We start from the raw sequence: 26,692 nt of genomic DNA, 5'->3' as shown, positions 1-26,692 counted from the left end.
ACATACATTTTACATGAAAGAGCTATTTACTTCCAATATCTAGCGATTAATCACATTTTATATTTTTCAATATTTTGTATATGAAGAGCAAAAATAAAAAGAACAGACAGTTATGAAATCACTTCATAACTGTCTGTTCTATTTAATCAGAGGATTTCTCTCCTACCTCTTGCCTTAATACCAACCTTGTTTTAACCATGCTGCTTTTGCATTTTCCCAAGAACCATAACGTTCTTTAACATATTTATCGGCGACACGTTCTTGATTTTCTGGTGAGTGATCACCATTTAAATAAGAACGGTCTAATTGATATTTTCCAATATATTTTCCTGTAGCACTTACAGCACTATAGTTATTAGAAGATTCTTTTTGTGCAATCCAAGCTTTTGCTGACGAATCCTTATTCACTGATACCGTTTGTGGCTTCACGGTTTGTTGTTTCACAATTGATTGATCGTTGTATCCTTGTTTTGTTGGTAATTTCGAACGATCACCTACTTCAAGCAAATCGCCTGCAAATATAAGGTTTGAAGTGAGATCATTTAGTTCTTTTAAGTGATCCACTGTTGTATTGTGTTGTTGGGCTAAAGTTGATAAGGTGTCACCCGTTTTAATTTCCACCGTCTTTGCTGATGCGGAAGTTGTGAATGTTGATGCTGCTAATGCAATTGTTGCCATCAGAGCAATGCATTGTTTTTTCATGATGAACGCCTCCTTAACTTTTGTTATACGGATACTATAACAGAGTTTTTTTACGAAATTATATCAGAACCATCACATAAATTTTACAAACATATAACAATATATTATTATTTATCAGAAAATAAATAGAACATAAACACCCGATACAGTACTCTATATCGGGTGTTTATTGACACTAATTATTTTACAAAACGCTCTTTAGCTGCACCCAACCCCACTACAATAAGGACAACTGCTGCGCCAATTAATAAATAAATTGGTATTATCCAATTATGTAATGTATCAAACAAGAAACCGAATACTATTGGACCAACTGCCGCCAATAAATAACCAATAGACTGTGCCATTGCTGATAATTGGGCAGCTTGTGTCGCGTTCCGTGTACGCAGACCAAAAAACATCATCGCCAATCCAAATGCACAACCAATTCCAATACCTAAAAAAATGACCCATAGAAAAACAGTGCTTGCATTACTTACTAGCAGTCCAAATAAACCAATTAACATACTGAATCCGCCAATAAGAACAAGAATTCGTTGATCGCGCATTTTCCCTGCAATAATCGGGATGATAAATGTCAGTGGAAGCAATGCCACTTGTAATACCGTTAGTGCCCAACCAGCCGTCTCATTTGATAAACCACGACTAATCAATATTTCTGGTAGCCATGCAACACTTACATAAAACATAAATGACTGTAATCCCATATAAATTGTCACTTGCCAGGCAATTGGGGACCTCCATAAAGGAGATGTAACTGTTGACATTGTACGGCTGACTGTTTTTTTTTGTTGGAATACTACTTGTGGCAGCCAAACAAAAATTGAGATTATACCTAAAATAGCCCAAATACCTAATGAAAAATGATAATTTGATTGGTGCGCAATCGGTATGCTAATCCCTGCTGCAATCGCACCGAATAAATTCATGGAGATGGAATAAACCCCAATCATTAACCCTATTTTATGTGGAAATTCTTGTTTAATAAAGCTCGGTAGCAAGACATTAAGTGATGCAATGGCCAGCCCTAAGATGATTGTGCCGATAAAAAGAAATGATAATTCAAATAAGCTTCGTAAAAAAATGCCGACAGTTAGCATGATAACTGCAAATAATAGTATCCATTCCATCCCGAAACGCCTTGCGAGTGTTGGCACAAATGGAGAAAATAATGCAAAAGCAATGAGAGGTGCTGTTGTAATGAGACCTGCTATGCTATTAGAAATCAATAATTCATTTTTGATTTGACCTATTAATGGTCCAACTGATGTTAGGGGTGCTCTCATATTGGATGAAATTAAAATGATCCCCGCTACTAACAGCCATAATGATGTTTTTTTATTTATGTGAAACAACATGAATACACTCCTATAATATATATTATTTCATTTAATATATATTATAGTATACTTTATATTGTTATACCACTAAAATTATTCAAAAAAAACCCTTTAAACGCTATACTGTTTAAAGGGTTTTTAATTATACGCCATAACGTATTAAGGCATGTAAAACGACTACTTCATCACTATCATTACGGTAGCTATGCTTTTGATCTGAGCGAAAACTAAATGAATCGAAATCTTGTAATAAATAAGGCTGACCATCAACAATCATTTTTAATGTGCCACGCATCACAGTAATTATTTCCGTCGTATTTGATTGATGCTTCGCCGCTTCATATACACTATTCGCTGCAATATAAATACGATATAATTGCGTAGCATTATTACTATCTTCGAAAATTGGTTCGATGGACCACGCTTGTTGGGTATCATTTATTTTTAAGGTTTGGCCTGCACGAGAAATATGAATTCGATTGTCATGTAAAAACAATGTCATTAAAGGTACTTCAAACCCTTTGGCAATTTTCGCCAAAACACCTATCGTGGGATTTGTATCACCTCGCTCAATTTTACTTAGCGTTAGCTTGCTCACATCCATTAATCTCGCTGCATCCTCAAGACTTAATGCCCGATCTTTGCGCAATTTTTTTAATACTGCGCCCACACCATTGACAATATTTTTTGCATAATCATTTTCCACACGAATCTACCACCTTTAATTAATCGACCTTTTACGTAATATTTTCTTATATGTTTTTTCCATCATTAATCTCGATACACCTGCTGCATAAGCTTCTGCAATAATAAGTTTTACATCTTCTTCAAAATGTTGTAAAGCTTCTTCTTGTGTTTTTTGTCGGCAAATAATTGCTTTTGCTTTATCAGGCAATTCAATAACACCACGATGCGCTAAGTCATGATAACTTTTTTGTACAGTATTAACGTTTATTTGTAAAGTTTTTGCTAGTTGACGAATAGAAGGTAATGTATCTCCCTGTTGTAACTCGCCAGCAGCAATTTTTTCAATAATTGCATGGGCAATTTGTTTGTACAATGGTAGTGGCTTTGCTGAATCTATATGTATGTCCATTTCTTCCTCCTGTAATTTTCTTTTTTAGTATGACAGATAATCAAACAATGCCGCAACTACTAGGCTAGATTCACCTACTCACAACACTTCATAAAAAATCTCTAGTTATCAAAAAAGACAACTAGAGAATCTTGAGATTATTTATTTGCCATCTTCAATGATGGATTCTAAATCCGTCACGATTTCATCTTTTGGCACATTAGACACGCCCGAGTAACTTTTCACTACTACGCCTTTTTGATCCACCAAACTAAAACTTGTACCATGCATTACTTGATCATTACCATCTGTTTTTTTTACTAATGTTTTAAATGAATCAACAGCAAATTTTTCAATAAATGCCTGTGAATAACCTGTTAAAAATTGCCATTTAGAATCGTCCACTACATTATAATTTTTTAAATAGGCTGCTAACTTTTTTTCTGTATCAATTGTAGGGTCTACAGTAAAACCAACTATATTATAATCATTAATTTTTTTTTCATGTAAAGTTTTTTGAATATCAGCCATATTTGCTGTCATCGGTGGGCATACTGTCGTACAAGTTGTAAAAATAAACATAGCAATCCATGGTTTGCCCTTTAAGCTGTCCAACTTTACTTGATCACCCTTTTGATTTGTCGCGCTAAATTCTTGAATGTCGTACGCCGTTTCAGCTTTAAAATTTTTCCCTGAGCTACACCCTGCAATAATCACTGCAAATAGTAGTAGGATGGGCATTAATTTTGCTATTTTTCTCATATGTATCTTCACTCCTCATCTCCTTTCATATTACAAAATATTGAACGATTATACAAGAACTTCCATCTCGTCATTACTGACGAATTTGTGAAGATGTTTTTAATAACTGTATGAGAACATCTTCAATCCCTTGCAGTTTTGTTTCTACCCGATGAAGTAAGTAGAAAGCGACAACAATCGGAAAGCCAATATTTTGGATAAACGCGAACCATTCTTCCATGACACTCCCTCCATTAATCATATAAATAGAGCTTAGAGGATCCCTCTAAGCCCATTTGCTCTTTAAAATAAACGATTTGTTGTTGTGTCAATCACCACAGCACCAACCGCCTCGACAAGTGCAAAATTATTGGGTTTAAAAACATTTTCTGCAATGATTACTGCCATAGCAGCTTGTACTTCGACATCCGTTAAATCACTAATTGGCTCATCTAATATCAGTTCATATTTTGTATTGCCTACAGTTAAAAACTGTAGTTTTAATATACTCGACATTTTTTAACCTCCTTTTTATTAAAATGTTTTGTACGTCAATTTTTCAGAATAAACTAATGAGATTTGTGATAAAGAAGAAATAGCCGTTTTCACATTGACGAGTGAAGCTATCGTTGCATCTTCTTTAATATGTTTGTAGACACGTGTTTTTTTACGCTGATTTTCTCCATCAGAATTCATAAGATAGTGCAACTTAATTGATGTATCATTTTTTTGAATTTCAGGCATCGTCCTCACCCCCTTCAATCAAACTATATAAATTAATTGGGAAAAGGAGACATTTTTTCTATTATCCATATTATATAGGTGAATTATTTCCAAATACATCATATAATAGAACAAAGTGAGGTGTCTGTAATGAGCGGTTTATTCATGTGGTTTATCGTTGGCTGGTGTGTGTTATTTATCGTTTTAATGGCAATTGGTGGATTTTTTATGTTTAGAAAATTTTTAAAAGCATTACCAAAAAAAGATGGCAAGTCGATTTTAGATTGGCAAGATCATTATATTAATCAATCTCTCCATTTATGGGACGAACGTGCAAAAAATTTGTTAAATGAACTTGTATCACCCGTACCAGAATTATTTAGAGATGTTGCAAAAGCTAAGATTGCCGGCGTAATTTCTAGAATTGTCTTAGAAGAACAAGCAACTACCGTAGAGTTCGAACATATAATTCGTGGTTACATAGAAGCTACACCACCACGAGATCATAAATTTTTACGAAAAAAATTGTACCAAATGGATATTGATGTTGCTCAATATGAACATTACTTTTTATTGGAAGTTTAATATAAAAAAGAAATATCGGAAAATGCTACTCATTTGAAACTGAACCCATAAATGAGTCAGTCTCAAAAAAGTATACTCAACCAGTTTTCGTTCATTCATCGGAGATTGGTTTTTTCATTTTGGTTGAATTCGATGATTATTGTGCACCGTCGATGATCTAATTCCTCTAGTATTTTTAAATTGCTGCACCATCTAATTTTTTAGGGAACATACATATATGCTCATAAAAAAATACATCTCCAAAGAATTCGATATTCTCTAACGAATTCTTTGAAGATGCTTTTTTGTTTTATCTAACCTCAGGGGGTCAGTTCGTTTTCTCGATACTACTTTTTTATGTGACCTGTAATTTTTTTTGCAACTTTTTAAATTGTAGCAACATCGCAATACGCCAAGGCGCAATCATTGAAAATGCTAAAATCCAAAACAAACCACCAAGTTCACCCAGGTGAAAATCGCCACCTAGAAATACTTTCCCTCCCGTACGGAAAGCTAATAAACCAACTAATACGAAGAAAAATGCTTTGGAAGGTTTTAAATAAACATCCTCATGAACGATGTGAAATTTCGACGTTTTAATTAATAGAATCGAGCATAACATGCCAACGATTACTGCTACTAAAGTATGCTCCCAGGATACTCGAAAATACGGGAATAAAAACATGAGTGCACCGCTAGACATCGCGATTGGAGGAATGATGATTTTTTTGGCATTTGCCGGTTTTTTAGCCGATTTTGCACGTACAAACATCATTGTGATCCCCATCACTACTACTAAAACGGTTGATGCTATAAGTATAAATTGAGAAGGAATCGACTCAAACATACCGCCCTCTCCTAACTGCTAATAAGCGCTTATTTGACGTAATGTACTGATAAATTGTTCACGGTCGAAAGGTTTTGTTAAGAAATCCTTCGCACCATTTTCTAATGCTTTAATAACTAATTTTTGTTGTCCTAATGCCGTTATGACAATAATACGAGCTTGAGGAAATTCTTCAACAATTGCTTTTGTTGCATCTAAACCTGAAAGAACAGGCATGGTAATATCCATTGTCACTAGATCTGGCTGTAATTTTCGGTATTGTTCGATTGCTTGCTGTCCATTTTCTGCTTCTCCGACAATTTCAAATCCACCTTCTGATGCGATTGCCTTTACGGTTTCACGCATAAAAAGTGCATCATCCACAACTAATAAAGTTGTCATTCCTTCACCCCTATAATCACAAGAATAATATACTACTATTTTGATAAAAAAGCCCATTAGAAGCCGATAAAATCACCAAAAACCGGTGCTAATAAACTATTGAAAAAAGTCATCCAATTGAAGAAGATTACAATTCCAACAATAATCATTATATAGCCACCAATCAAGACTATCTTTTGGCTGTTTTTACGCATCCAATTTAAGCGTGTAATAAAGAATGATAACACGAAAAATGGAATGGAGAAGCCAATAACATAAGCAATCATATAACCAACAGCTGAATCAGGATTTGATACACCTAATGCAAAAATACCGGCTAAAATAGGGCCTGTACAAGGTGTCCAGCCAGCCGCGAAAACGAGGCCAATAATCGCTGAACCTAGATAGCCAGTAGGCCTATTTTTCAATTCGAATTTCCGTTCTTTCATAAGGAATTTCGGCGTAAAAATACCGGTGATGACAAGTCCAAAAATAACGATTAATATCCCGCCAATTTGACGTACAGAATCTTGATAGTTAAAGAAGAAATTTTTAACAACCGGAATTGACGTTCCGAAACCGAGCGCGATAAAGATAATCGAAAAGCCTAGCAAGAAAAATAATGTATGTAAGATTGCTTTTTTTGAGCGCATTCCTTTGCCGTCTTTTAAATCTCCGAAGGATACTCCAGTGATATACGATAAAAAGGCAGGGTATAAAGGCAATGTACACGGCGAGATAAAACTTAAAAAGCCGGCACCAAAAGCTAAGAGTAGATTAATATCTGTGTTCAACTAAGTTCACTCCTCTATGACAATATATTCCTTCATTTTATCATAGACTGTTACTTAGCTATTATCAACAACTACGTCTGAAATCTTTCGTTACATTTGAACAGATTATGGACGAATTAGGAAATGGCGCGACGACGATACTTTAATTTCAAGCGATTGACATGACTCGTTTTCATTTGCCAATCATTTGAATGGTATTTTTGTAGTTCTGATGCGATATATTCGTATGGTAATCGTGCATTTGATGCCTGTATAATTTCATGAATAGCACTTAGTTGTGTCGTTTTCATAACAAATATATGATCTGCGGGCATGGCCTCTACATGAAGTTCAGCATGGGGACCAAATACAACAATAGAATAAATAGTATCATATTCTACAGAGCCAATCACTCGTTCAAGCGCAGCAATATGCGTTGCATTTTGCATAATCGGGTTATAAAAACGCTGTGAAAACGTCGGTGAGTGACTTTTTTGCCAGTAATGCTCCATACTATCACCTGTTATTTTACCTTCATAATTTTTCGATTCTATAACAAATACCCCTTTTTCATGGACGACAATCAAATCAATTTCTGTATATTCTCCATCCTTTTTTAAAGGTAGATAAATATTTTGAAATACTATATAGTTGCCCGGTAAATGTTGAAAAAAGTCATGGATTATCGCTTCTCCAGCAGCACCTTTTTCTCTAGAAGAACTCATGGACTCATCCATTGAATCTTCCTTAAATATAGTAGAAAGAGGTTGTGAAACATGATACGCAAAGCCGATTATTAGAGCGACTATAATAGCAATTAATGCGCTGAACACTCTACTTCCTCCTTATATTGCAATAGTATTAAACATAGTTAAGTATACCATGTTATGAAACTACTATTGTAAAAAATGAAGATCCCTCTCAACTATTCAAATGATGCCTCCTCACTTTTGCCACTAGAATGCTTTCCGGTAGGAGTCCTCATCCCTTACTACACCAATCATTCGCCCTACAGGCAAACCCATTTCTTGATCCTTCCTATTCAATCACATCTTCGCTCGAAAATGAGCAAAGCGTCTACATCCAAATGCATGGCATTTTAAAACTTTTTTTCTGATGAATACCTTCTAAAAAGCTATTTAATTTCTCTACTTGCCCATTTTCAAGCGTAGGAATTGGTCGTGTTGTGTTTTTTTGCGTTACATACCATAAGCTCGCATCTCCTGCGGAATTAGTTGAAACGAGGCCCGCAGACAGCGTCGAACAGAGGTGGTATTGTTTGAAAATCCCAACAAATAGTATAGAACTAAAATAAAAAGCATATGTGAACCCAGTCGTATGGTTCACATATGCTACTATACTAGTTTAGTTTATGATTGATTGCCTTTTGTAAACCTGCATCTTTAGTGTTAATAATAGTATACCATGTCATCGAATCATTTTTTGCATAAGCAATAATATCTAGTAGTGTCAACTGGAGTTTATTTAAATTACTGCTCAATTTTTTACGCTCCGCCGCTGTTGCTACACTCTCTTCTGCTATTGCATCGAGTTGTTCATTAATATCATTCAATAAAACGATTAATTGATCATTTTTAACTGGAAAAGCTTTTATTTCTGAATAAAAATGATTCGTACTAATGGTGTCTCCAGAATCTGTAGCTGATTGTAAATCTTCAACGTAATTTCTAAAACTATGCACTTTTTCAGCATATTCTGTACCTAACTGTTCTTTCAATGCTAAATTTGTATCATGTTGACGCGTCGTTACTACAAATAGGATGATTGTCGTAATAATTAGTACGACGGTAAGAACTTTTCTCCAATTCATCCATTCCACCTCCATACAACATTTAACTTTACTTAAAAATAACGTATTACGTTGTCCAAAAGTTCCGTCAAAATAACATTTTATCATAATAATCAAGGTTTTTATATTCATCGGTGCGGGAAAACAAGTATATTTTTATTATCTTTACTGTTTATAAACATAAAAAAAGTCTCCCTCTGGAGACTTTTTTTAGTGGAACATATGTATGTTCCTCACCGGAAATGGTTCCCCTCTGTGAACGTCAATCCGGTGTATTACTTTTTATTTTAATAACGTTTTCGCGTGATCTATCTGTATTTTCACTTGATCGAAACCGGTGCCTCCAAGTGAATGTCTACGCTGTACAGCTGCAACAGGTGCAAGTACATCAAATACATCCGCTTCAAGAAGTACACTTTCTTTTTGCATCTCTTCAAGTGGTAAATCTAGTAAATAAATTCCTTTTTGAATACATGTAAATACCAATTTGCCCGTTACTTCATGTGCTTCACGGAATGGCATTCCTTTTGTAGCTAAATAATCAGCTAGCTCGGTAGCATTAGAAAAATCATTGTGGACAGCTTTATGAAGCACATCTTTATTGACAGTCATCGTACGAACCATTCCTTCGAAAATTTTCAGCGATCCAACAACTGTATGCAGCGTATCGAACATGCCTTCTTTATCTTCTTGCATATCTTTGTTGTAAGCTAATGGAATCCCTTTTAAAACAGTTAATAAGCCCATTAAGTTACCGTATGCTCTGCCAGCCTTGCCACGAATCAATTCAGCCATATCAGGATTTTTCTTCTGTGGCATAATGCTTGAGCCAGTTGAAAAGGCATCATCTAACTCGATAAATTTGAACTCATCCGTTGACCAAATAATAATTTCTTCCGCAAAACGTGACAGATGAGACATCATTAAAGAACTATTCGCTAAAAATTCAACGATGAAATCACGGTCACTTACCGCGTCAATTGAGTTTTGATAAACTGAGCTAAAGCCCATAAGTTCAGCACTTCTCTCACGATTAATTGGAAAAGTTGTTCCTGCAAGAGCCCCAGCTCCAAGAGGTGAAATATCAATTCGTTTCATCGCTTCAGAAAAGCGTTGTTTATCACGTTCTAACATCCAGAAATACGTCATAATATGATGTGCAAATGAAATTGGTTGTGCACGTTGTAAATGTGTATAGCCGGGCGCTAATGTTGTGATATGTTCTTCCGCTTGAACGACGATTGCTGATTGAAATTTTTCAATCAAAGCGATTATTTCTACGACGCGTTTTTTCAAAAATAAGTGCATATCTGTTGCTACCTGATCATTACGACTGCGGCCAGTGTGTAATTTCCCACCGACTGGTCCAATCAAATCTGTCAGCATTTTTTCTAAATTTAGATGAATATCTTCATTTTCCACTTTAAAATCTAGCTCATTATTGTCAGCCTTCACTTTTAACTGCGCTAAACCGTCCTTAATTGCTACTACTTCCTCGTTCGTCAGTATATGACATTCGCCTAACATGGTAACATGGGCGATGCTTCCTTCAATATCTTCCGTCACGAGCTGTTGGTCAAAGCCAATTGATGCTCCAAATTCATCTACCCACTGCTCAGCAGATTTTTGGAAGCGGCCTCCCCATGCTTTTGTACTCATCGTTAGTTAGAAACCTTTTTAGAGTTATTATTGACGATCGAGTTCACTTTTGTAGGTAAACCGAATAATTCGATGAATCCAACTGCAGAGTTATGATTGAATTCGTCTTCTTTAGTATATGTTGCAAGTTTTTCATCATATAGTGAGTTCGGAGATTTACGCCCTTCAACGATTGCATGACCTTTGAATAATTTCACACGAACCGTACCATTAACGTATTGCTGCGTTTCTTTGATGAACGCTTGTAACGCATCACGTAATGGCGAGAACCATAAACCATTATAGATTAATTCAGTCAGTTGTTTTTCAACGACTGGTTTAAAGTGAGCTAATTCTTTAACAAGAGTTAAATCTTCTAGTTCTTTATGAGCAAGTAATAAGGTATGTGCTCCTGGAATTTCGTAAACTTCACGCGATTTAATACCCACAAGACGGTTTTCAATATGATCGATTCGACCAACGCCATGCTTACCTGCTAAGGAATTCAATTCAAGAATCATTTCTGATAGCTTGTATTGTTTGCCATTTAAAGTAGTTGGGACACCTGCTACAAATTCAATTTCAATTGTATCTGCCACATCAGGTGTATTTTCTAAAGAAACAGTTAAATCATATGCATCTTCTGGAGGAGTTGCCCATGGATTTTCTAAAATCCCACATTCATTTGCACGACCCCATAAGTTTTGATCGATTGAAAATGGTGAATCCAAACCGATTGGAATCGGAATATTTTTTTCTTTTGCGTATTCGATTTCTTCCTCACGACTCCAAGCCCACTCACGAACAGGTGCAAGAACTTCTAAATCTGGGTTTAACGCATTGAATGACACTTCGAAACGAACTTGATCATTCCCTTTACCTGTACAACCATGCGCAACTGCTGTTGCACCAGTTTCTTCTGCAATTTCAACTAGTTTTTTTGCGATTAGTGGACGAGAAAGAGCGGATACTAGTGGATATTTTTGTTCGTACCATGTATGTGCTTGTAATGACATTAAAGCATAATCATCAGCAAATTCATCTTTTGCATCAATAATATATGATTCAACTGCACCAACTGTTAGCGCTTTTTCTTTAATATGTGTTAGGTCTTTCCCTTCACCTACGTCTAAACAAACTGCTACAACTGCGTAACCTTGATCTTTTAACCATTGAATTGCAACTGATGTATCTAATCCGCCTGAATATGCTAATACTACTTTTTTCATTTTCTTTTCCTCCGCTCAAGTTGTTTGTATTTTTATACGTCTTTGTTTTATATTTATGCACTTATAATATCACGGTATTTTTATGAAATCAAGTGTATTTTAATGTATTTTTAATTTTCACATCACAAAGGCGTAAAACGTTACAATTATTAGCTTTTTCAGTCATTATCGAGTTTTAAAAAGGAATTTCTTTTGAATAAAAAATGTATTTTAGTGTATATTATTTATTATTTTCATGAAAAATGACGTGATTTTATTGCTTCTATTAATAAATGATCAATTTCCCTTAAATTTTTATACAAGAAATATAAAGAAACGACAGGTAATTCAAAGGTATGAAAATCATAAATATTCAGTCTACCCTCCATCATATCCTTTCTCAAGACTAACTTTGGTAAAAATGCGATGCCCAGTCCATCACGGATAAATTTTTTAACGGCGTATGAATGTGATAGTTGAATTTGCTTACTCGCTGGAAAGTGATGTTCAACTTGGCGCTGTACATAGGATGAATTCATCGGATTATGTCCGGTAAATAACGGATATTTACTGAAGAGTTCATCTATTTCATAAACAATACCTGATTCATCATCATATTCATCGAGTGGATAAGCCAGTTGTAAAGGTGTTTCGACGAATAAATGACTCATCACACGTTTTGTCACAGGTTGTACCAGTCCAATACCAAGCTGAATATCACCCGCTTCTATTAACTCTTCTATTTTTTCAGATTCTTCTATTGTAATGGAAATTTCATATTCTGGATGTTCATTTATAAATTCATAGACAATATTCGGTAATATTGTCTCAACCATCATTGGTGTCATGGCAATTGCACATTTTTCAATAATACCTTTTTGTGATTGATCAAATAGTTGTAAGCTTGTTTCCCATTGTGTCGCAATTCTTTTTGCCTGAATGAGAAAAACCTTTCCTGCCTCCGTCAAATTCACACGATTATTTTCACGTTTAAATAATTCAGCATTCAAATGCTTTTCAAGTTGTTTAATATGTACTGTGATGCTTGGCTGAGACATATTGAGTTTTTCTGACGCAATGCGAAAGTTTTTATATTCTGCAGCGACAATGAATGTTTGTATCCAACGATATTCCAAGTTCAAAACCCCTTTACATTTCATAATCAAAATATTTATATATATTTAATTTTGTTAATGTTAATTTTATTTTACTATAAATATCACACCAATAGATGGCCTGATTACAATGAAACATGATTTACAGGCTGCGTTTCATAACTTCATTGCTAATTAGTAAAAAACGAGTAGCATACTTTATGCTAAACAACTCGATATTTTTCAGATCTTCGTGAAACGCGACTGATGTATGCTATAGCTAATAATTTAGGCTCTGTTGCCAAATTTTATTTATTAATCATCTCTATGTAGATTTTTCAGATGGCGAAACAATGACTATAGTCCGTTACTTCGCTTCAATTTATTCCACATATGATGATGTGACTTGAAACAAGTTAAGTAACATTATAAGCTTAACAGACATAAGAAATCGCTGTGATTTTTCTATGCCCTATTTCTCTTATTTTGTTGTAATTTCATAATAGATTATGCCCTGTTCACCCAATTTTTCAATAATTAAATCGACAGACACTAAATAATCGACATGGGCTAAAGTATGACATAGTGTGATGGACATATTATTCATATAACGTGTAGGAAATAGGAGCGCCGAAAGATCAAATACATGGATTGGACCATATTTAGCAATGAGCGGTAAAAATCTTTTACTGCGCGCAGATTGCATCTGCAAACGTTCCGTAATAAGGTCAGTCATATTGTGGATAGCATCACCATGACCTGCATAGTTTGTTTTTATCGGTAAAGCTCTTACTTTTTCCAATGAATTATTGTATTGAATAATTGATTTTTCTCGTGGCCCTTTTGGATGAAGCGGCGGCTCAAAAGAGGGAATAGATTCAGCAGGATACATAATAAGATCCCCACCGATTAACAAATCTGCTTTATCATTCCAAAAAACATGGTGGGATTGGGCATGACCAAGTGTCTCCATAACGACAAAATCTTCATGACCAGGTAAACGATCGCCGTCATATAAAATATGGCTAAGTTGTTTTTTGCCAAAAAAATCAAGTAATCGTTTGCCATCCGTGCCATGGGATAATAACTTACGTGGTACCCCATTTAGCAACATATTTTCCTCATAAAAAGCATCGTATTGTTGCGTCAACTCTCCGGAAGGATTCAGCCAATTTACTAAATACTCATGACCAAGCATCTCGGCATTTTCAAAGGCATCTGTCCAACCGATATGATCTGGGTGATGATGTGTTAAGATAACCTGCTCGATATCGCTCAATTTATACCCCTCTTCTTTCAGCATTTCTTCAATAATGACTAAGGTTTCTACTGTGCGTGTGCCCGTATCAACAATCGATAATGCATCACCCTTTAACAAATAACAATTCACATGCCCAATCACAGATAATGTTGTCGGTGTATGAATACGTTTAATCATATACTATTCTCCTTTTTCTCTGATTTACATGCATTCATAATAGAGCACCCCATTCACCCTAGCAGACCGAATCGTACCGAGATTCTCTAGATAATCGATATAGCCCCATGTTTGTGATATCGTAAAGCCTCGTTCTGTCGTATAGATTTTCGGGAAAATAATAGCCGCTAATGCGTAAACGGTTAAAGGACTATGTTTGGCAAACAATGCGCGTACTTGCTGTGCTTTTTTAGCATATTGCGTTAATCTTTGCTCGATTAATTCTGCCGTATTAGGAATGATTGGGCCATGCCCACTAAAGGTAACGGTTACTGGTAGTTTTGATACTCGATGCAATGATTCATTGTATTGCAGCATATATTTGGGGCGTTCATCACCATCAATTAATGGCGATTCAATAAGTGGCGTACTTGGAAATTCACTGCTTAACAAATCTCCTGCCAGTAAATGGTGCGTTGTATCTTGCCAAAAAACAAAATGCGATTGGGCATGACCTAGCGTTTCTATGACATGGTATTTCGGGTGGCCTGGCAAAAGTTCCCCATCATGTAAAACTTCTGTTACTTGTCGTCCTCCCGTCGCTTTTTTGGAACGTTTTAAATGCATGGGTAATTCAAATTCACTATTTTCTACGCCAGCTTCAACAAGCAGGTTTTCATAAAAAATACGATATTGATGATTAAGAAGTGGATCATTTGACAACCATTTTTTCGTATATGCATGACCAAGAATCGCTGCATTTGGAAAAGCATCCGTCCAGCCAATATGGTCGAGATGATGATGCGTTAAAATAATTTGTTCGACATCTCGCACATCATAACCCTCCTCTTTCAAACTAGCTTTAATCGCTTCAAGTGACGATGGTATTCGAACAGCGACATCAACGATTGATAACGCCTCATCTTTTATTAAGTGGCAATTGACTGTCCGTATACCTGCTATTGGTGTCGTCGTGTAAATTCCTTTAATCATCCGAATTCTCTCCTAAAAAAGCATCCTAAATGATTGACTACTTGCGTCAATTTTCTAGGATGCTTGGTTATTTTTTATTAAAAAATGATTGACCTATTTTTTCTACAGTAGCGGGTGCAATGGCATATAATTTTGATGAAATCCCCATATACCAAGGTATATTCACTTGACGTTTGTTTTTACCAATCGTGCGAATTGTAGCATTTACCACTTGCTCGGGTGTCAATAGCAGCGATCCCATCGCTTGTCGATAACCCTTTGTCGCATCTGCATGATCTATAAAGGGTGTATCAATTGGTCCTGGATGAATGACGGTAATAATCTTTTGACGCTGTTCTAGACGTAGTGCATTCGTATAACCAATCAGCGCGTGTTTTGTCGCTGCATATACACTTGCTTTTGGTGTAGCAACCTTTCCCGCTTGCGAGCCAATATAAATTAGTTGACTGTTTATTTTTGGCAGTAAATATTTTGTTAGTTTCATTTGTGCAGCAATATTAAGCGTCAACATCTCATCGATTTGCTGGTCTGTAATGTGTTCCGCATAATCAAATATTCCTGTACCTGCATTAAAAATAGCAATATCAACAGTCGGTAGTTGTTCTACAATATGCGCGATTCCATGTGCTGTTGTCAGCGAAGCAGTTATACAAATAGCGCCCATTTCACTCAGCTTGTCTAATTGCTCCTCATTGCGCCCTGTTGCATAGACGACATAGTTTTTGGCTAGTAATGCTGTTGCTAATCCCCATCCAACCCCAGATGTAGCACCTGTAATAAAAACACTTTTATTTGGCTCCATAATATAAAATACCTCGATCATTTGAACTTTCTGTTACATAACCTAGGCTCATTAAATAATCTAATTGACCAACTGTATGGGACAAAGTAAGTCCTAGCTCTTTTTGATATTTTGCCGGAAAAATAAGTGATGACAGTTCATACACAGTAAAAGGTCCTTCCTGTTGTATGAATTGAAGTACTTTTAATGCACGTCGATGTTGTTTTTCAAGGCGCTCATTGATTAGTTCATGCGCTTGAATAATTGGTTTACCGTGCCCACTATGTACGATTTCCACTGGTAATGATCGTATTTTCTTTAATGAGGCATTGTATTGTAACAACGATTTTGAACGTTTTTGTGTTGGATTTAGAGGCGGTTCGATTAATGGATTTGATGAGGTGTGACTGATGAGTAAATCGCCCCCAAATAATGCGTGCTGTTCTTCATCCCAGTAGGCTAGATGTGATTGGGCATGGCCCAATGTTTCAATAGCAAAAAGCCCTGGATGACCCGGCACTTCATCGCCATCTTTTAAAATATGTGTTAATGGCCTTGTACCCATCATATCAGGACGTCTTGTCATTCGTTTTGGCCAATCCATAAATTTTTCTGGCACACCTTCTTCTATTAATAAATTCATATAAAAATCATAATGCGAACCGATAAATTCTTCATCACGACGCAACCACGCATCATTATAAACATGGCCTAAAATTTTGGCATTTGGAAAAGCGTCCGTCCAACCAATATGATCCGGATGATGATGTGTCAAGATGACTTGTTCAATGTCATCCACTGTATAGCCTTCTTCTTTGAGTCCTGCTGTAATTGCTTCTAATGCTTCAGGTGTTTTAGTTCCCACATCAATAATAGATAAAGCATCTTTTTTGATCAGGTGGCAATTAACTGTGCCAACTGCAAATGGTGTTGGTGTTTCTATCTTTTTGATCATGTATATAATGCCTCCACTTCGTCGAATGAATGAATATTCATTCTATTGTACATCTAATTTATCAAGTCGTCACCTGTAAAATGCTTCTTCACTATCAATATTGACAACTTAACTAATTCGTTTTATAATCACTTTAATATACTAATGTGTTGATGAAGAATAGTACAGTATAATCGCTTACCAACAGAAAATGTGATCACCGGCTGAAAATCACATGGTAATATTAACTAGAACCTACTTCTGAACAGTTCTGAAAACAGAACCGTCCCCTTTGCGTTAAAGAGGCTAAAGAGTATTCTAATGTCATTAGAATAAATCAAGGTGGTACCGCGGAATATAAGCATTTTCGTCCTTTTTATTAAGGATGAAAATGCTTTTTTATTATACTATTTATAGGAGGCGACAACTATGCAAACAATTGTATTTGCAGGAGCTGGCTCGATGGCTGAAGCAATGATTCAAGGCTGGGTAAAAGAAGGTATCGTAGCCCCCCAATCAATTTATGTTATGAACAAAACAAATAAAAAGAAACTTGATGAACTTGCACAGCAATTTGGTGTACAGGTGGTTGTGAACAGTCGCGATATTTTAACGCGAGCAGATTGTGTTATATTAGCAATGAAACCAAAGGATATCGCTAAAGCGATGGTCGATATTGCCCCCCTTCTCGGTCAACAGACAATCGTGTTATCCGTCGTTGCAGGTGTCAGCATTGATAGCATTCAATCCGTTCTTGGTAAACGGCCTGTGGCACGCGTTATGCCTAATACATCAGCAACGATTGGCATGAGTGCAAGCGGCATTGCATTTAGTGATGAAATGACAAATGATATGAAAGTTACTTTTAAAACATTGTTGGAAGCAATCGGTATTGTTTTTGAAGTAAAAGAAGAAGAACTTCATGCCATTACAGCATTATCTGGTAGCGGTCCTGCCTATCTATATTATTTAGTCGAAGCATTTGAAGCTGCTGCCGTTAAACATGGGCTTGAACAATCAACCGTGCGTGCATTGGCAATTCAAACGATTGCTGGCGCTGCTGAAATGTTGAAGCAGTCTGATGCAGAACCACAGGAACTACGCCGTCGCGTTACAAGTCCGGGCGGAACTACAGCTGCTGGTATTAATGCACTTGAAAATCATCATTTCAAGGAAACGATTGCTGCTTGTATCGATGAAGCAACAAAGCGTTCACGTGAATTGGCTAATGATCAGTGCTAATCAACCAGACAAAAAGAGGTCAGTAATATTCAGTTAACTGAACATTACTGACCTAAAAAATTAACACAACTAAAAAGATCTTTCGTTGGAAAATGGTTCTGCACTGAACCCTATTTTGGGCGCAGGCTAATAAAAAACGAGATAGCCATTTAATGTGGCTAAGATCAGATGACTTTGGTAAGCTACCAAAGTCATCTTTTTTGATTCTATACTATTTGTCGGGAGTTTTCGGTTCTATTATCTATATTGGGTATCGAAACAATTCATGTTTTAGACAATTAGAAATAGTGCGTTACTTGTTTTTCGGCAGGAGTCCTCGCCATTTCTTTTAATCACAAAAGTTGAAGAAATTGAGGGCAAGTATGCTCTTTTTATAGAAATGCCGAAGCGTTCACATATTTGTCCAACTTGTCAGTCACTTACTTCGAAAGTACAGGATGATCGCATACAAAAAATGAATCATTTAAAATGGTTTGAACGACTTACGGTTTTATATTATAAGTGTCGACGCTATGTCTGTTCTTGTGGAAAACGTTTTTCAGAAAAAATTTCTTTTATTGAACGTGATCAACGCTTTTCAAAAGAATGGCATCAAGCAATTCAAATGCTATGCGTTAAATCACCTACATTCCAATCAGTTGCTGAGAAAATGGAGACAGCTAGTTCAACTGTTATTCGTCGTTTTGATCAAGTCGCAGAACAACAATTAGTGTTAGGTGTCACGCTACCAAAAGCAATCGCAATTGATGCATATAAAGGAGATACAAATGCAGGTAAATTCCAACTAATCATTGCCAATGCAGAAACACATGAACCGATTGCTATCTTGCCAAATCGTCGAAAAGATACGATAAAACAGTACTTGCAAAGGTTCGGTGATCAAGTAGAAATCGTTGTAATGGATAGGAAGCAATGAAACGAAACGCATATGGTTATAAACGATTTGATCGATTGAGAGCGAAGATTTTACTAACATTAAAGTATAAAGAAGTTGGTTTACATCTGGGCTAAATGAAAAAGGTGAATGAAATTGAAAATCCAATTTCATTCACCCCAACATTTGACACAGAGCCGAGTTTTCAAACAATACCATCTCTGCTCGACGCTTTCCACAGGAGACGTGAACTTGTGGTATATAACGCAAAAAAGTGCCACGCCACCGAGTCATGTATACGTGAATTGCTGAGAAAAGAGGATGAAAGGCGAGTTGTGCGCCATGAATGTTAATAGAGCATGCATCGAATCGGATGGAAAGCTGTACTCATCACAAAGAGGGAGAAACTAAGTAAGGCCATTACATTTTATATAGCATTACTAAGAAAACGCCTAGTTGTTTTTATATCGCTATGGCCTAGCTGATCTCGCAATGTAATGATATTTCCATCGTTTTTTATATAGTCAGTTGCGCAGCTGTGACGCAATTTTTGAGGACTTATCCCTGTGTTACCATTGAATGCAGCTGTATATTTCGTAACTAGTAATTGAATAGAACGTTTTGAAATTTTATGAGGGTGCACCAAAGCTTATAGGGCAAAGAATTCGCTTGATAAGAAGCTTCTCTCACGACTTCTTATGACAGAAATCCCAGCTATATTAAGCTGCATTAGTCAAGAAAGGCGACCATGTACATTGCTCCATATAAAGCGCCCTCTAAAACCTTATAATTTCTGTCCAAATAAGTGTAGCCTATCTACTTTTATAATTTTTTATCACATATTTATATTTAGAAGATTACCAGATTCATAATTTTTAAGTCCTCTTCCAAACAACCAGTATGAAAAACTGCAGATTATCACAGTAAACACGCAAAGAATACTTAAACTGATAAGATTAGGCTCATTAAGTAATGAAACTGGAACTTCTGAAATAAATCCAGCTGGTATTACTGTGAACAAAATAAGACGTGTATAACCGTTAAAAATTGAACTAGGATACATTGCAAAAGTCATTATCGCATTAATCCCTTGCTCAGATAAAACTTGTGCTCTACCTGTCCAGAATGCCATTGTACCTAATATGGAAACATATGCAGTTAAGATGGCCGCTACTAAAATTGAACAAATAACCCATAAAATTAACTTGTGTGCATTAAATTCAATTAAGAAGAAAAAAATAAAAACTCCAAATATAACATCCCCTACAGCTGATATAGAAGTTCTAGATGAAATAGAATAAAATAAAGGATTTTTCGGTAATGTAATATAGTAATCCATCTGTCCATCTTCAATTAAACTTGATAATCGTGTAGCATTTCCGAAAAAAATAAACGCAATACCAGCACCTGTTGTTACTATAGAAAAAAGTAAAAGCATATTGGAAAGGTCCCAACCATTTACTGCGGTAAATGTTTCGAAAAATATTATCCAAAAAATAAAATATAAAGCATTATTCAGAATCATCATTACAATTTGAATTATAAAGTTCACTCTATATTCCATAGCCGATAAAAAATTCAACTTCCAAACATGAGTTAAAAAATTTAATTCTTGTTTAAATCCTTGCATAACGTTATCCTCCATTAGAAGTTAATTTTTTTTGCCCTATTCTATAAATAGTCTCTAATATTAAGCTGAAAATTAATATCCAAAATAGTTGTTGATATAATATATTCAAAAATGCTGAGATTGAAAAATTCACAAATAAACTAGCAGGAGCAAATAAAATTAAATTAAAGGGTAAAGTCGTAGCTATGTTCTGTAACCATCCTGGAAAAAAATCTATCGGGATTAATAATCCACCTAAGATGAATAACATTTTTGAATAAATAAAAAACAAACTTGAAACGTCCTCCATAAAAAAAGCCATTAAAGCAATCATACCTATTATTAAGTAATCTAATATTAATGCTAAAAGAACAACTAACATTATTGGTACTATAGTTGATACTTTAAAAGATATAGGACCAATTATAATAAATACTAGTACACTACCCACAATAAAATTTATAAACAACCGAATGAAACTATCTCCTAATCCCGAAAAAAAGTTATACACCATATAGTGGTAGGGTTTTCCTAAAGTATAGGCCAATGATCCACTTATTACCTCCCCAGAGATTTGATTTCCCATAGCAATCTTACTTAATAGTATTGTTTCTGTGACCACTAAATACCATATGGTTTGTGATAGAGTATATCCCGCAATAGATGCTTCATCTCCGTACGCACTAGTCCATAACTGTATAAAGATAAATAAAAGCAAAATCATAAAAGAAGTTCTATATAAAATTTCCTTAGAGTAAACTAGTGTATTTTTTATACTTACTCCCATAACCATTGAATATTTATCTATTGTTTTTATAATCAATTTATACTGACCCCCTCAAGCTTTTTTCAGTATATATTGAATGGATAACTTCTTCTAAAGAAGGCTCTGTAATACTAATGTCCTCTATCTCATAATCATTAATTAAATTGACTATAATCTTTGATAAAAAATCATTATTATCAGGAACTTTCAAATTAACTGTCTCATTTTCTATTGATACTATTTCAATACCAGCTGTCATTTTTAACTTTGAAATATCATGGGCAGTTTTAAATTTAAGTAATTTGTTATTTTGCAAATACCCACTTAAACTTTTTATTGGATTATCTAAAATTAGAGAACCCTCGTTAATAATTACTACCCTTTCACAGATAGCCTCTATATCCCCTGCATCGTGGCTTGTAAGAATTACAGTGGTATTTTCCCTTTTATTCATCTCAGTAAGTGCCGTTCTAATTTGTCTTTTAGCAACAACATCTAAACCAATTGTTGGTTCATCCAAAAAAATTAATTTAGGGTTATGTAGTAACGATGCTGCAATTTCACACTTCATTCTCTGCCCTAAGCTTAATTGGCGTGCTGGTTTATGCATAAATGGTTCCAATTGAAGTATATCGACAAGTAAAGATAATTGTTTTTTAAATTCAAAATTGTCCACCTCATAAATTTTTGAAAACAGTTTAAAGGTATCAATTGGAGGTAAGTGGAACCATAGCTGGGATTTTTGCCCAAAAACAGTACCGATATTATATGATAATTTTTTTCTGTCTTTCGCAGGATTTAGACCTCCCACAAATATATCTCCGGATGAAGGTGCAAGAATTCCTGTCAACATTTTTATAGTAGTTGATTTACCAGCACCATTTGGTCCAATGAATCCAACCATTTCACCTTCATTAATTTGTAAATCAATCCCTTTAACAGCGTCAATAGTGCTATATTCGGGTTTTAACAATTGCTTTATTTTCTTTAAACCGACTTCTCTTTTTTTTACTTTATAATGTTTTTTTAAATCCCTTACAATTATATTCATAAATTCCTCCAAATGTATTTTATTCAGCATATTATAAGAATTTATACTTTGCAAGAATTTTTTGAAAATACTGTTTTTTGAACTTTAATTATTAAATAATTAAAGGAATTCACTAAGCTGTCTTAGAATTTGGTTCTCTAATTCTAGGTTTTGTCAGTGATAGCCAGAAATCAATTCGCCTTGTGATTGAAACATTATCACCCAAAAAATCTTATCAGTACTGTCAATTTAACTATTTAAAAGACATCGCCAAACCAGTTGTAGATGAAGATCGAAAGCTAAAGATGAACAGAAAAAAGAAACTACGTGTAATACGTGAGATTGAGAAAAGGGCTTTAGAAGAAGATAGTCTAGAATCAGAAACTATTCTAGCATATACTGCGGAAATACGTTCGGTTTTACTAGAATACACCATTTGATTTACCAGAAAGTAAGGTTTATGAACAGACAAAACCAATTTAATAATCTATTGAAAATTGCCTGAAAAGGGGCCCATGCACTATTTGAAAAACTATCCAGAATAATCAGTAATATAGATGGTTTTAAGGAAGATTATCAACAGGTAGTGTGGTTAAAACACCCGAATTAGACGCATTGACACTATTTTAGAGCCTTCAACACGTAAGGCAAGTCTCACTGTTAGAAAAAGATTGGATTTTGAAAAAAGTTAATAAAAGAAGAAGATGCACAGTTTGTCGATAATTTAATGCGATATAGTAATGGATTATGGAAAGGATTATTTGCATGTCATGAACAGCTAATTTTACCAAGGACAAACAATGATCTTGAATTGGTTTTTCGTAGAATTAAACGTAGACATCGAAGAATTACCGGTTTTACGTTCGTGGAATCGTTACATTATGAGACATGGTGAGCATATTGTATTTGCCGAAGATGCAATAGATGACACAGATATATAAACATTGCGAAGAAAATGAAAGCTGGAAAGAAGAGATGAACATGTGAAAAGATATCGATATAAAAGAGACCCATCTTTGTATCTTAAAAATATAGAAGAAAAATAGCTAACCATTAATTGTGTTAGTTTAGCTGTCAAAGTTTTAAAACTATTTCATGAAATCAAAATATTCTTATTGATGTTTATTCTTTTATCTGATTTAATTTACACATAATGTTGGAAACAAGTGATATATATGGATTTATTTAGAAATATTGGAGTTATCCGGGCTGGTGTCATGGGAATTGGACTCGCACAAGCATTGGCCCAGCATAAAATTAATGTGATTTTAATTGATATTGATGAACAAAAATTATATGGGCTGTAATTTACATTCTGTGGGCGTTAAATAAAACAACTAACCTACCTGATAATCGGATTCAAAAAATAAAGCCTCTACAGTGCTTTGCTCATTTTCGAGCGAAGATGTGATTGAATAGGAAGGAACAAAAAAATGGCGTTGCGTGTAGGGTGAATGATTTGTGTAGTAAAGGGCGAGGGCTCTTGCCGGAAAGCATTCGTCCGAAACGAATAAATAGAAAAAGTGGCGTGCTGTGAAAAATCCAAATCACGCCACTAGTTGACGTAGAACCACTTTTTTTAATGTCCATTATTTTCTTGTCTAGTTATAGTGGGGAAATAATCGACCAAGAGCGTATGTAACTCAGAGAGGATTTTAGCTTTTTTATACTCATCATCATCTTTTAAATACCTATATTATATGAAGTTTTTTTAATACAAGGGGTATATTTAATTTGTATCTTCAAACTACTAGCTATTTACTATCTTAGTTTTGAAGATATTTTTTATTTGTTTTCATTCATTTGAATACTTCGAATAGTTTGCAAGAAACTTAATAATCGCAGTCGTCAAATCTTTTGCTTCTGGCGTTTTAGCACTACCAATAAATTTTGTTAAATTGCGATGAGAGGTTGTCTGAGCCTCAAAAAACTTCACTTTATTGCCAGCCGCCTTCGCAATAGTTAAATAGGGTGCATCTAGCTCCTCTTTATGAGCGATTATGAATAGCGGTGGTAAGGCGTGTTGATGAGCATATGTAATAGGTGAAGCTTCACGCCATAACGAGCGATCCTCCGTAAAAACATCACGATGCCCTTTTACTCTCTTCATTAATGCCGTAATATCAAGGGGTCCTTCGATGTTCGTAACTGAACGAATCATACTATGCGATAAGCCCTTCTCTTCAAAAAACTGACGTTTTGTGGCAATCAATGTCATGAGATGGCCGCCAGCCGAATGACCCATCAGATGAAAATCATCCATATCAAAATGCTCTGTTTCGGCATGCTCATATAACCAAGTTGTTGCAAGTGCAATATCTTCTGCCATTTGTACATAGCTCGCCTGCGGTGCTAATCTATAATTCATCGATACAAACGTATAGCCTAAACTAGTAAATAGTTTTGGTTTTTCCGTAACATTCGTTTTATCACCAGCATTCCAATTCCCACCATGCGCATATAAAATCACCGGTCTTTTTTTGGTCCTAGCCTGTCGAGGGGAATAGATCGTCATAGACTGCAAAGTAACCTCCCCATAACGGATTGTTTTTTGTTTGTAGTTAATGAAAAGCCTTATATTTCTTATACGAGAACTAATTCTACTTAGCCCAAGCAATTGTTTTTTTATGTTATCGAACATAGATCATATTCTCCTATTCGTCAATCCGTAGTTTTATAAGCGCGTGATAGTTATCTTGAATCGACTGAATTAAATTAAGCCATTCTTCGGCATCTGGAAATGAGGGGATGAAGTAAAAATCAATCGTTTCATCATAAAATGCTTGAATTGAATAGTCTGCTATGACAATTTCAGTACTATCATCAATTTTTGAAACTAATTCAATTGGTAACTTTAATTCGGTAATCAATTTTTCTCGTAAATAATATTGTTGCGAACTACTAATTTTACTCAACATACAAATTTTAATTGGGGAACGTATTTTCCATATAACTTCTCGAAATACGAGAAACATTTGCAATTTTAAATCCTCCCGTAAAACAATCGCCAATTCTTTTTCTAGATATTCAAAAAATTGGTATAACAACTCTGAAACATATGGATGTGCTTCAGCTACCGTTGTCAAATTGAACTGTAAACTTTCAATATGCTCACTGCCACGAATGATGGCAGAACGCTTCATTATATAGTATAAATTCCGCTCGATGTAATTATGTTCTAAATTAGATAAGGGGCAATTAAAAAATTCGGTAAATTGCATGATAACAGCATCCACTTTTTCGGATTTTTCATTTGTTGGTAACGCTTCACTCAATTGTTCCACTGTCAATTCATTGATCGAATAAATATTAACAACATTTAAAATGAAATGAAAAAAGGTCGCTTCATTTATTATTGCACGCTCATTCTCATAACATATTGGCTTGAAAAATTGATACAATGGCTCATATGGATACAGTGTAGATGTTAGTGAAAAGGCAATGCTCTCTTTTTCAACGATAAACCCTCTCTGAATACGATCGACTGTTATATCTAATAATATGCGTAGTTTCACTTCACTTGCATAAGGAAACTGCGGGCAGTATTGTAGAAAACGATCAAATATTTCCGTCCGCTTCATAGAAATATAGTCATTTGTTTGTTCAGAATTATAATAATAGGCTGTTGAAATTAATGAATAAAAAAAGTATCTAATTTGATACTCTTTTCCTATGAAGTACTGCGGTGCCAATAAATGTAGTTCAATATCAAAATCTGCTAATATTTGTTTTAACTTTTTGACTCTACGATAAATTGTTGATGTTGAGATGAAATTTCTTTGCGCAAACTCACTTAAATTTGTAAATGTATTTAGATATAAATCCATACATAATTTAAATAATACACTATTTAACAAATACTCACTTTCAAAAAAATCGACAGCAAATGTATCACGTATTTCAATATGCAATAGATCATTTTGTATGACCAACCCTATTTCCTTATGCCAATCATACTCCTCAATATCCTCAACTAATTTTTCTAAATGATTAATGAGTCGACGCGAATCATACCCTAGATCACTGGAGATTTCCTTTAGCGCAATTGTATTTTGTTTTTTATGCTTCGAAAAATAATAAAGGATTTCTAAACAAATACGTTCGTCCTTTTCTAATAATTTATACATTGGAACACTCCATTCTTTACAAACACGCCTTACATTCCTTTTTA

General features: G+C 35.0%; 31 protein-coding genes and 1 other annotated feature. Of the genes, 5 read left to right on the top strand and 26 right to left on the bottom strand.

From position 1 onward, the window contains the following. Nucleotides 1–174: 174 nt before the first annotated feature. The 8 genes from DEX24_RS08555 to DEX24_RS08520 all read right to left on the bottom strand — a co-directional run bounded on the left by DEX24_RS08555 (nucleotide 175) and on the right by DEX24_RS08520 (nucleotide 4,602). Nucleotides 175–702, bottom strand: a complete 528-nt coding sequence (locus tag DEX24_RS08555; RefSeq protein ID WP_109306008.1) for an aggregation-promoting factor C-terminal-like domain-containing protein — start codon at nucleotides 700–702, stop codon at nucleotides 175–177. A gap of 179 nt (nucleotides 703–881) precedes the next feature. Then, nucleotides 882–2,060 carry a CynX/NimT family MFS transporter gene (locus DEX24_RS08550; RefSeq protein ID WP_109306007.1) on the bottom strand — a complete coding sequence of 393 codons (1,179 nt, stop codon included), beginning with the start codon at nucleotides 2,058–2,060 and terminating at the stop codon, nucleotides 882–884. A gap of 124 nt (nucleotides 2,061–2,184) precedes the next feature. Continuing rightward, nucleotides 2,185–2,748 (bottom strand): helix-turn-helix domain-containing protein, encoded by a 564-nt coding sequence (locus DEX24_RS08545; RefSeq protein ID WP_246131471.1) that lies wholly within the window; start codon nucleotides 2,746–2,748, stop codon nucleotides 2,185–2,187. Between the two features lie 15 nt (nucleotides 2,749–2,763). Beyond that, the gene (locus DEX24_RS08540) at nucleotides 2,764–3,138 is read right to left on the bottom strand and encodes a GntR family transcriptional regulator (protein WP_109306005.1); all 375 of its coding nucleotides are present in this window, start codon (nucleotides 3,136–3,138) and stop codon (nucleotides 2,764–2,766) included. 141 nt (nucleotides 3,139–3,279) lie between these two features. Further along, nucleotides 3,280–3,879 (bottom strand): SCO family protein, encoded by a 600-nt coding sequence (locus DEX24_RS08535; protein WP_109306004.1) that lies wholly within the window; start codon nucleotides 3,877–3,879, stop codon nucleotides 3,280–3,282. A gap of 73 nt (nucleotides 3,880–3,952) precedes the next feature. Further along, on the bottom strand, nucleotides 3,953–4,099 hold the full coding sequence (locus DEX24_RS08530; RefSeq protein ID WP_109306003.1) for a YvrJ family protein: 147 nt from the start codon (nucleotides 4,097–4,099) through the stop codon (nucleotides 3,953–3,955). A 62-nt stretch (nucleotides 4,100–4,161) separates the two neighbouring features. Next, nucleotides 4,162–4,374 (bottom strand): DUF2922 domain-containing protein, encoded by a 213-nt coding sequence (locus DEX24_RS08525; protein WP_109306002.1) that lies wholly within the window; start codon nucleotides 4,372–4,374, stop codon nucleotides 4,162–4,164. A gap of 18 nt (nucleotides 4,375–4,392) precedes the next feature. Further along, nucleotides 4,393–4,602, bottom strand: coding sequence for a DUF1659 domain-containing protein (locus DEX24_RS08520; RefSeq protein ID WP_109306001.1), 210 nt, complete (start codon nucleotides 4,600–4,602; stop codon nucleotides 4,393–4,395). Between the two features lie 129 nt (nucleotides 4,603–4,731). Here DEX24_RS08520 and DEX24_RS08515 point away from each other — a divergent pair, with 129 nt between their 5' ends. Then, the gene (locus tag DEX24_RS08515) at nucleotides 4,732–5,166 is read left to right on the top strand and encodes a DUF2621 family protein (RefSeq protein ID WP_186819621.1); all 435 of its coding nucleotides are present in this window, start codon (nucleotides 4,732–4,734) and stop codon (nucleotides 5,164–5,166) included. A 334-nt stretch (nucleotides 5,167–5,500) separates the two neighbouring features. Here the strand turns inward: DEX24_RS08515 and DEX24_RS08510 are convergent, their stop codons facing one another. The 12 genes from DEX24_RS08510 to DEX24_RS08455 form a co-directional block, all read right to left on the bottom strand. After that, nucleotides 5,501–5,992, bottom strand: coding sequence for a CcdC family protein (locus DEX24_RS08510; protein ID WP_109306000.1), 492 nt, complete (start codon nucleotides 5,990–5,992; stop codon nucleotides 5,501–5,503). 18 nt (nucleotides 5,993–6,010) lie between these two features. After that, nucleotides 6,011–6,373, bottom strand: a complete 363-nt coding sequence (locus DEX24_RS08505; protein ID WP_109305999.1) for a response regulator — start codon at nucleotides 6,371–6,373, stop codon at nucleotides 6,011–6,013. Nucleotides 6,374–6,429: 56 nt separating this feature from the next. After that, on the bottom strand, nucleotides 6,430–7,146 hold the full coding sequence (locus tag DEX24_RS08500; RefSeq protein ID WP_109305998.1) for a cytochrome c biogenesis CcdA family protein: 717 nt from the start codon (nucleotides 7,144–7,146) through the stop codon (nucleotides 6,430–6,432). 116 nt (nucleotides 7,147–7,262) lie between these two features. Further along, nucleotides 7,263–7,958 (bottom strand): nuclease-related domain-containing protein, encoded by a 696-nt coding sequence (locus DEX24_RS08495; RefSeq protein ID WP_109305997.1) that lies wholly within the window; start codon nucleotides 7,956–7,958, stop codon nucleotides 7,263–7,265. A gap of 527 nt (nucleotides 7,959–8,485) precedes the next feature. Continuing rightward, a complete protein-coding gene (locus DEX24_RS08490) occupies nucleotides 8,486–8,956 on the bottom strand; it encodes a hypothetical protein (protein WP_109305996.1) in 471 nt (156 codons plus the stop codon). 261 nt (nucleotides 8,957–9,217) lie between these two features. Beyond that, the gene (gene argH / locus DEX24_RS08485) at nucleotides 9,218–10,594 is read right to left on the bottom strand and encodes an argininosuccinate lyase (protein WP_109305995.1); all 1,377 of its coding nucleotides are present in this window, start codon (nucleotides 10,592–10,594) and stop codon (nucleotides 9,218–9,220) included. Nucleotides 10,595–10,596: 2 nt separating this feature from the next. Continuing rightward, nucleotides 10,597–11,802 carry an argininosuccinate synthase gene (locus tag DEX24_RS08480; RefSeq protein ID WP_109305994.1) on the bottom strand — a complete coding sequence of 402 codons (1,206 nt, stop codon included), beginning with the start codon at nucleotides 11,800–11,802 and terminating at the stop codon, nucleotides 10,597–10,599. A gap of 233 nt (nucleotides 11,803–12,035) precedes the next feature. After that, on the bottom strand, nucleotides 12,036–12,917 hold the full coding sequence (locus DEX24_RS08475; RefSeq protein WP_170112893.1) for a LysR family transcriptional regulator: 882 nt from the start codon (nucleotides 12,915–12,917) through the stop codon (nucleotides 12,036–12,038). A gap of 439 nt (nucleotides 12,918–13,356) precedes the next feature. Next, nucleotides 13,357–14,313 (bottom strand): MBL fold metallo-hydrolase, encoded by a 957-nt coding sequence (locus DEX24_RS08470; RefSeq protein ID WP_109305992.1) that lies wholly within the window; start codon nucleotides 14,311–14,313, stop codon nucleotides 13,357–13,359. A 24-nt stretch (nucleotides 14,314–14,337) separates the two neighbouring features. Next, on the bottom strand, nucleotides 14,338–15,285 hold the full coding sequence (locus DEX24_RS08465; protein ID WP_109305991.1) for an MBL fold metallo-hydrolase: 948 nt from the start codon (nucleotides 15,283–15,285) through the stop codon (nucleotides 14,338–14,340). Between the two features lie 67 nt (nucleotides 15,286–15,352). Beyond that, nucleotides 15,353–16,087, bottom strand: a complete 735-nt coding sequence (locus tag DEX24_RS08460) for an SDR family NAD(P)-dependent oxidoreductase (RefSeq protein ID WP_109306071.1) — start codon at nucleotides 16,085–16,087, stop codon at nucleotides 15,353–15,355. Beyond that, nucleotides 16,074–17,021 carry an MBL fold metallo-hydrolase gene (locus DEX24_RS08455; RefSeq protein ID WP_109305990.1) on the bottom strand — a complete coding sequence of 316 codons (948 nt, stop codon included), beginning with the start codon at nucleotides 17,019–17,021 and terminating at the stop codon, nucleotides 16,074–16,076. Before DEX24_RS08455 ends, DEX24_RS08460 begins: the two co-directional genes overlap by 14 nt. 140 nt (nucleotides 17,022–17,161) lie before the next feature. Further along, nucleotides 17,162–17,378, top strand: a binding site (T-box leader). 51 nt (nucleotides 17,379–17,429) lie between these two features. Between DEX24_RS08455 and proC the strand changes: the two genes are divergently transcribed. Then, nucleotides 17,430–18,242 carry a pyrroline-5-carboxylate reductase gene (gene proC / locus DEX24_RS08450; RefSeq protein WP_109305989.1) on the top strand — a complete coding sequence of 271 codons (813 nt, stop codon included), beginning with the start codon at nucleotides 17,430–17,432 and terminating at the stop codon, nucleotides 18,240–18,242. A gap of 379 nt (nucleotides 18,243–18,621) precedes the next feature. Beyond that, the gene (locus DEX24_RS08445; protein ID WP_109305988.1) at nucleotides 18,622–19,158 is read left to right on the top strand and encodes a helix-turn-helix domain-containing protein; all 537 of its coding nucleotides are present in this window, start codon (nucleotides 18,622–18,624) and stop codon (nucleotides 19,156–19,158) included. A 385-nt stretch (nucleotides 19,159–19,543) separates the two neighbouring features. On the opposite strand, the gene DEX24_RS08440 is transcribed toward DEX24_RS08445, so the two are convergent. The 4 genes from DEX24_RS08440 to DEX24_RS08425 form a co-directional block, all read right to left on the bottom strand. Beyond that, on the bottom strand, nucleotides 19,544–19,759 hold the full coding sequence (locus DEX24_RS08440) for a tyrosine-type recombinase/integrase (protein WP_246131571.1): 216 nt from the start codon (nucleotides 19,757–19,759) through the stop codon (nucleotides 19,544–19,546). A 192-nt stretch (nucleotides 19,760–19,951) separates the two neighbouring features. After that, entirely contained in the window at nucleotides 19,952–20,746 is a 795-nt protein-coding gene (locus DEX24_RS08435; RefSeq protein WP_170112892.1) for an ABC transporter permease, read from the bottom strand. Nucleotides 20,747–20,750: 4 nt separating this feature from the next. After that, nucleotides 20,751–21,548, bottom strand: coding sequence for an ABC transporter permease (locus DEX24_RS08430; protein WP_109305985.1), 798 nt, complete (start codon nucleotides 21,546–21,548; stop codon nucleotides 20,751–20,753). A gap of 1 nt (nucleotide 21,549) precedes the next feature. Beyond that, the gene (locus DEX24_RS08425) at nucleotides 21,550–22,542 is read right to left on the bottom strand and encodes an ABC transporter ATP-binding protein (RefSeq protein WP_109305984.1); all 993 of its coding nucleotides are present in this window, start codon (nucleotides 22,540–22,542) and stop codon (nucleotides 21,550–21,552) included. Between the two features lie 785 nt (nucleotides 22,543–23,327). Here DEX24_RS08425 and DEX24_RS17685 point away from each other — a divergent pair. Continuing rightward, nucleotides 23,328–23,462 (top strand): hypothetical protein, encoded by a 135-nt coding sequence (locus DEX24_RS17685; RefSeq protein ID WP_281288213.1) that lies wholly within the window; start codon nucleotides 23,328–23,330, stop codon nucleotides 23,460–23,462. 234 nt (nucleotides 23,463–23,696) lie between these two features. Continuing rightward, the gene (locus tag DEX24_RS08415; RefSeq protein ID WP_109305982.1) at nucleotides 23,697–23,828 is read left to right on the top strand and encodes a 3-hydroxyacyl-CoA dehydrogenase NAD-binding domain-containing protein; all 132 of its coding nucleotides are present in this window, start codon (nucleotides 23,697–23,699) and stop codon (nucleotides 23,826–23,828) included. A gap of 488 nt (nucleotides 23,829–24,316) precedes the next feature. Here the strand turns inward: DEX24_RS08415 and DEX24_RS08410 are convergent, their stop codons facing one another. Together DEX24_RS08410 and DEX24_RS08405 are read right to left on the bottom strand one after the other, a co-directional pair. Continuing rightward, a complete protein-coding gene (locus DEX24_RS08410; protein WP_170112891.1) occupies nucleotides 24,317–25,036 on the bottom strand; it encodes an alpha/beta hydrolase in 720 nt (239 codons plus the stop codon). 139 nt (nucleotides 25,037–25,175) lie between these two features. After that, nucleotides 25,176–26,648, bottom strand: a complete 1,473-nt coding sequence (locus DEX24_RS08405) for a helix-turn-helix domain-containing protein (RefSeq protein ID WP_109305980.1) — start codon at nucleotides 26,646–26,648, stop codon at nucleotides 25,176–25,178. Between the last annotated feature and the right edge of the window lie 44 nt (nucleotides 26,649–26,692).

It is taken from the genome of Kurthia sibirica (assembly GCF_003143975.1).
Classification (GTDB): Bacteria; Bacillota; Bacilli; order Bacillales_A; family Planococcaceae; genus Kurthia; species Kurthia sibirica.
This window is presented reverse-complemented; position numbering and strand designations above follow the sequence as displayed.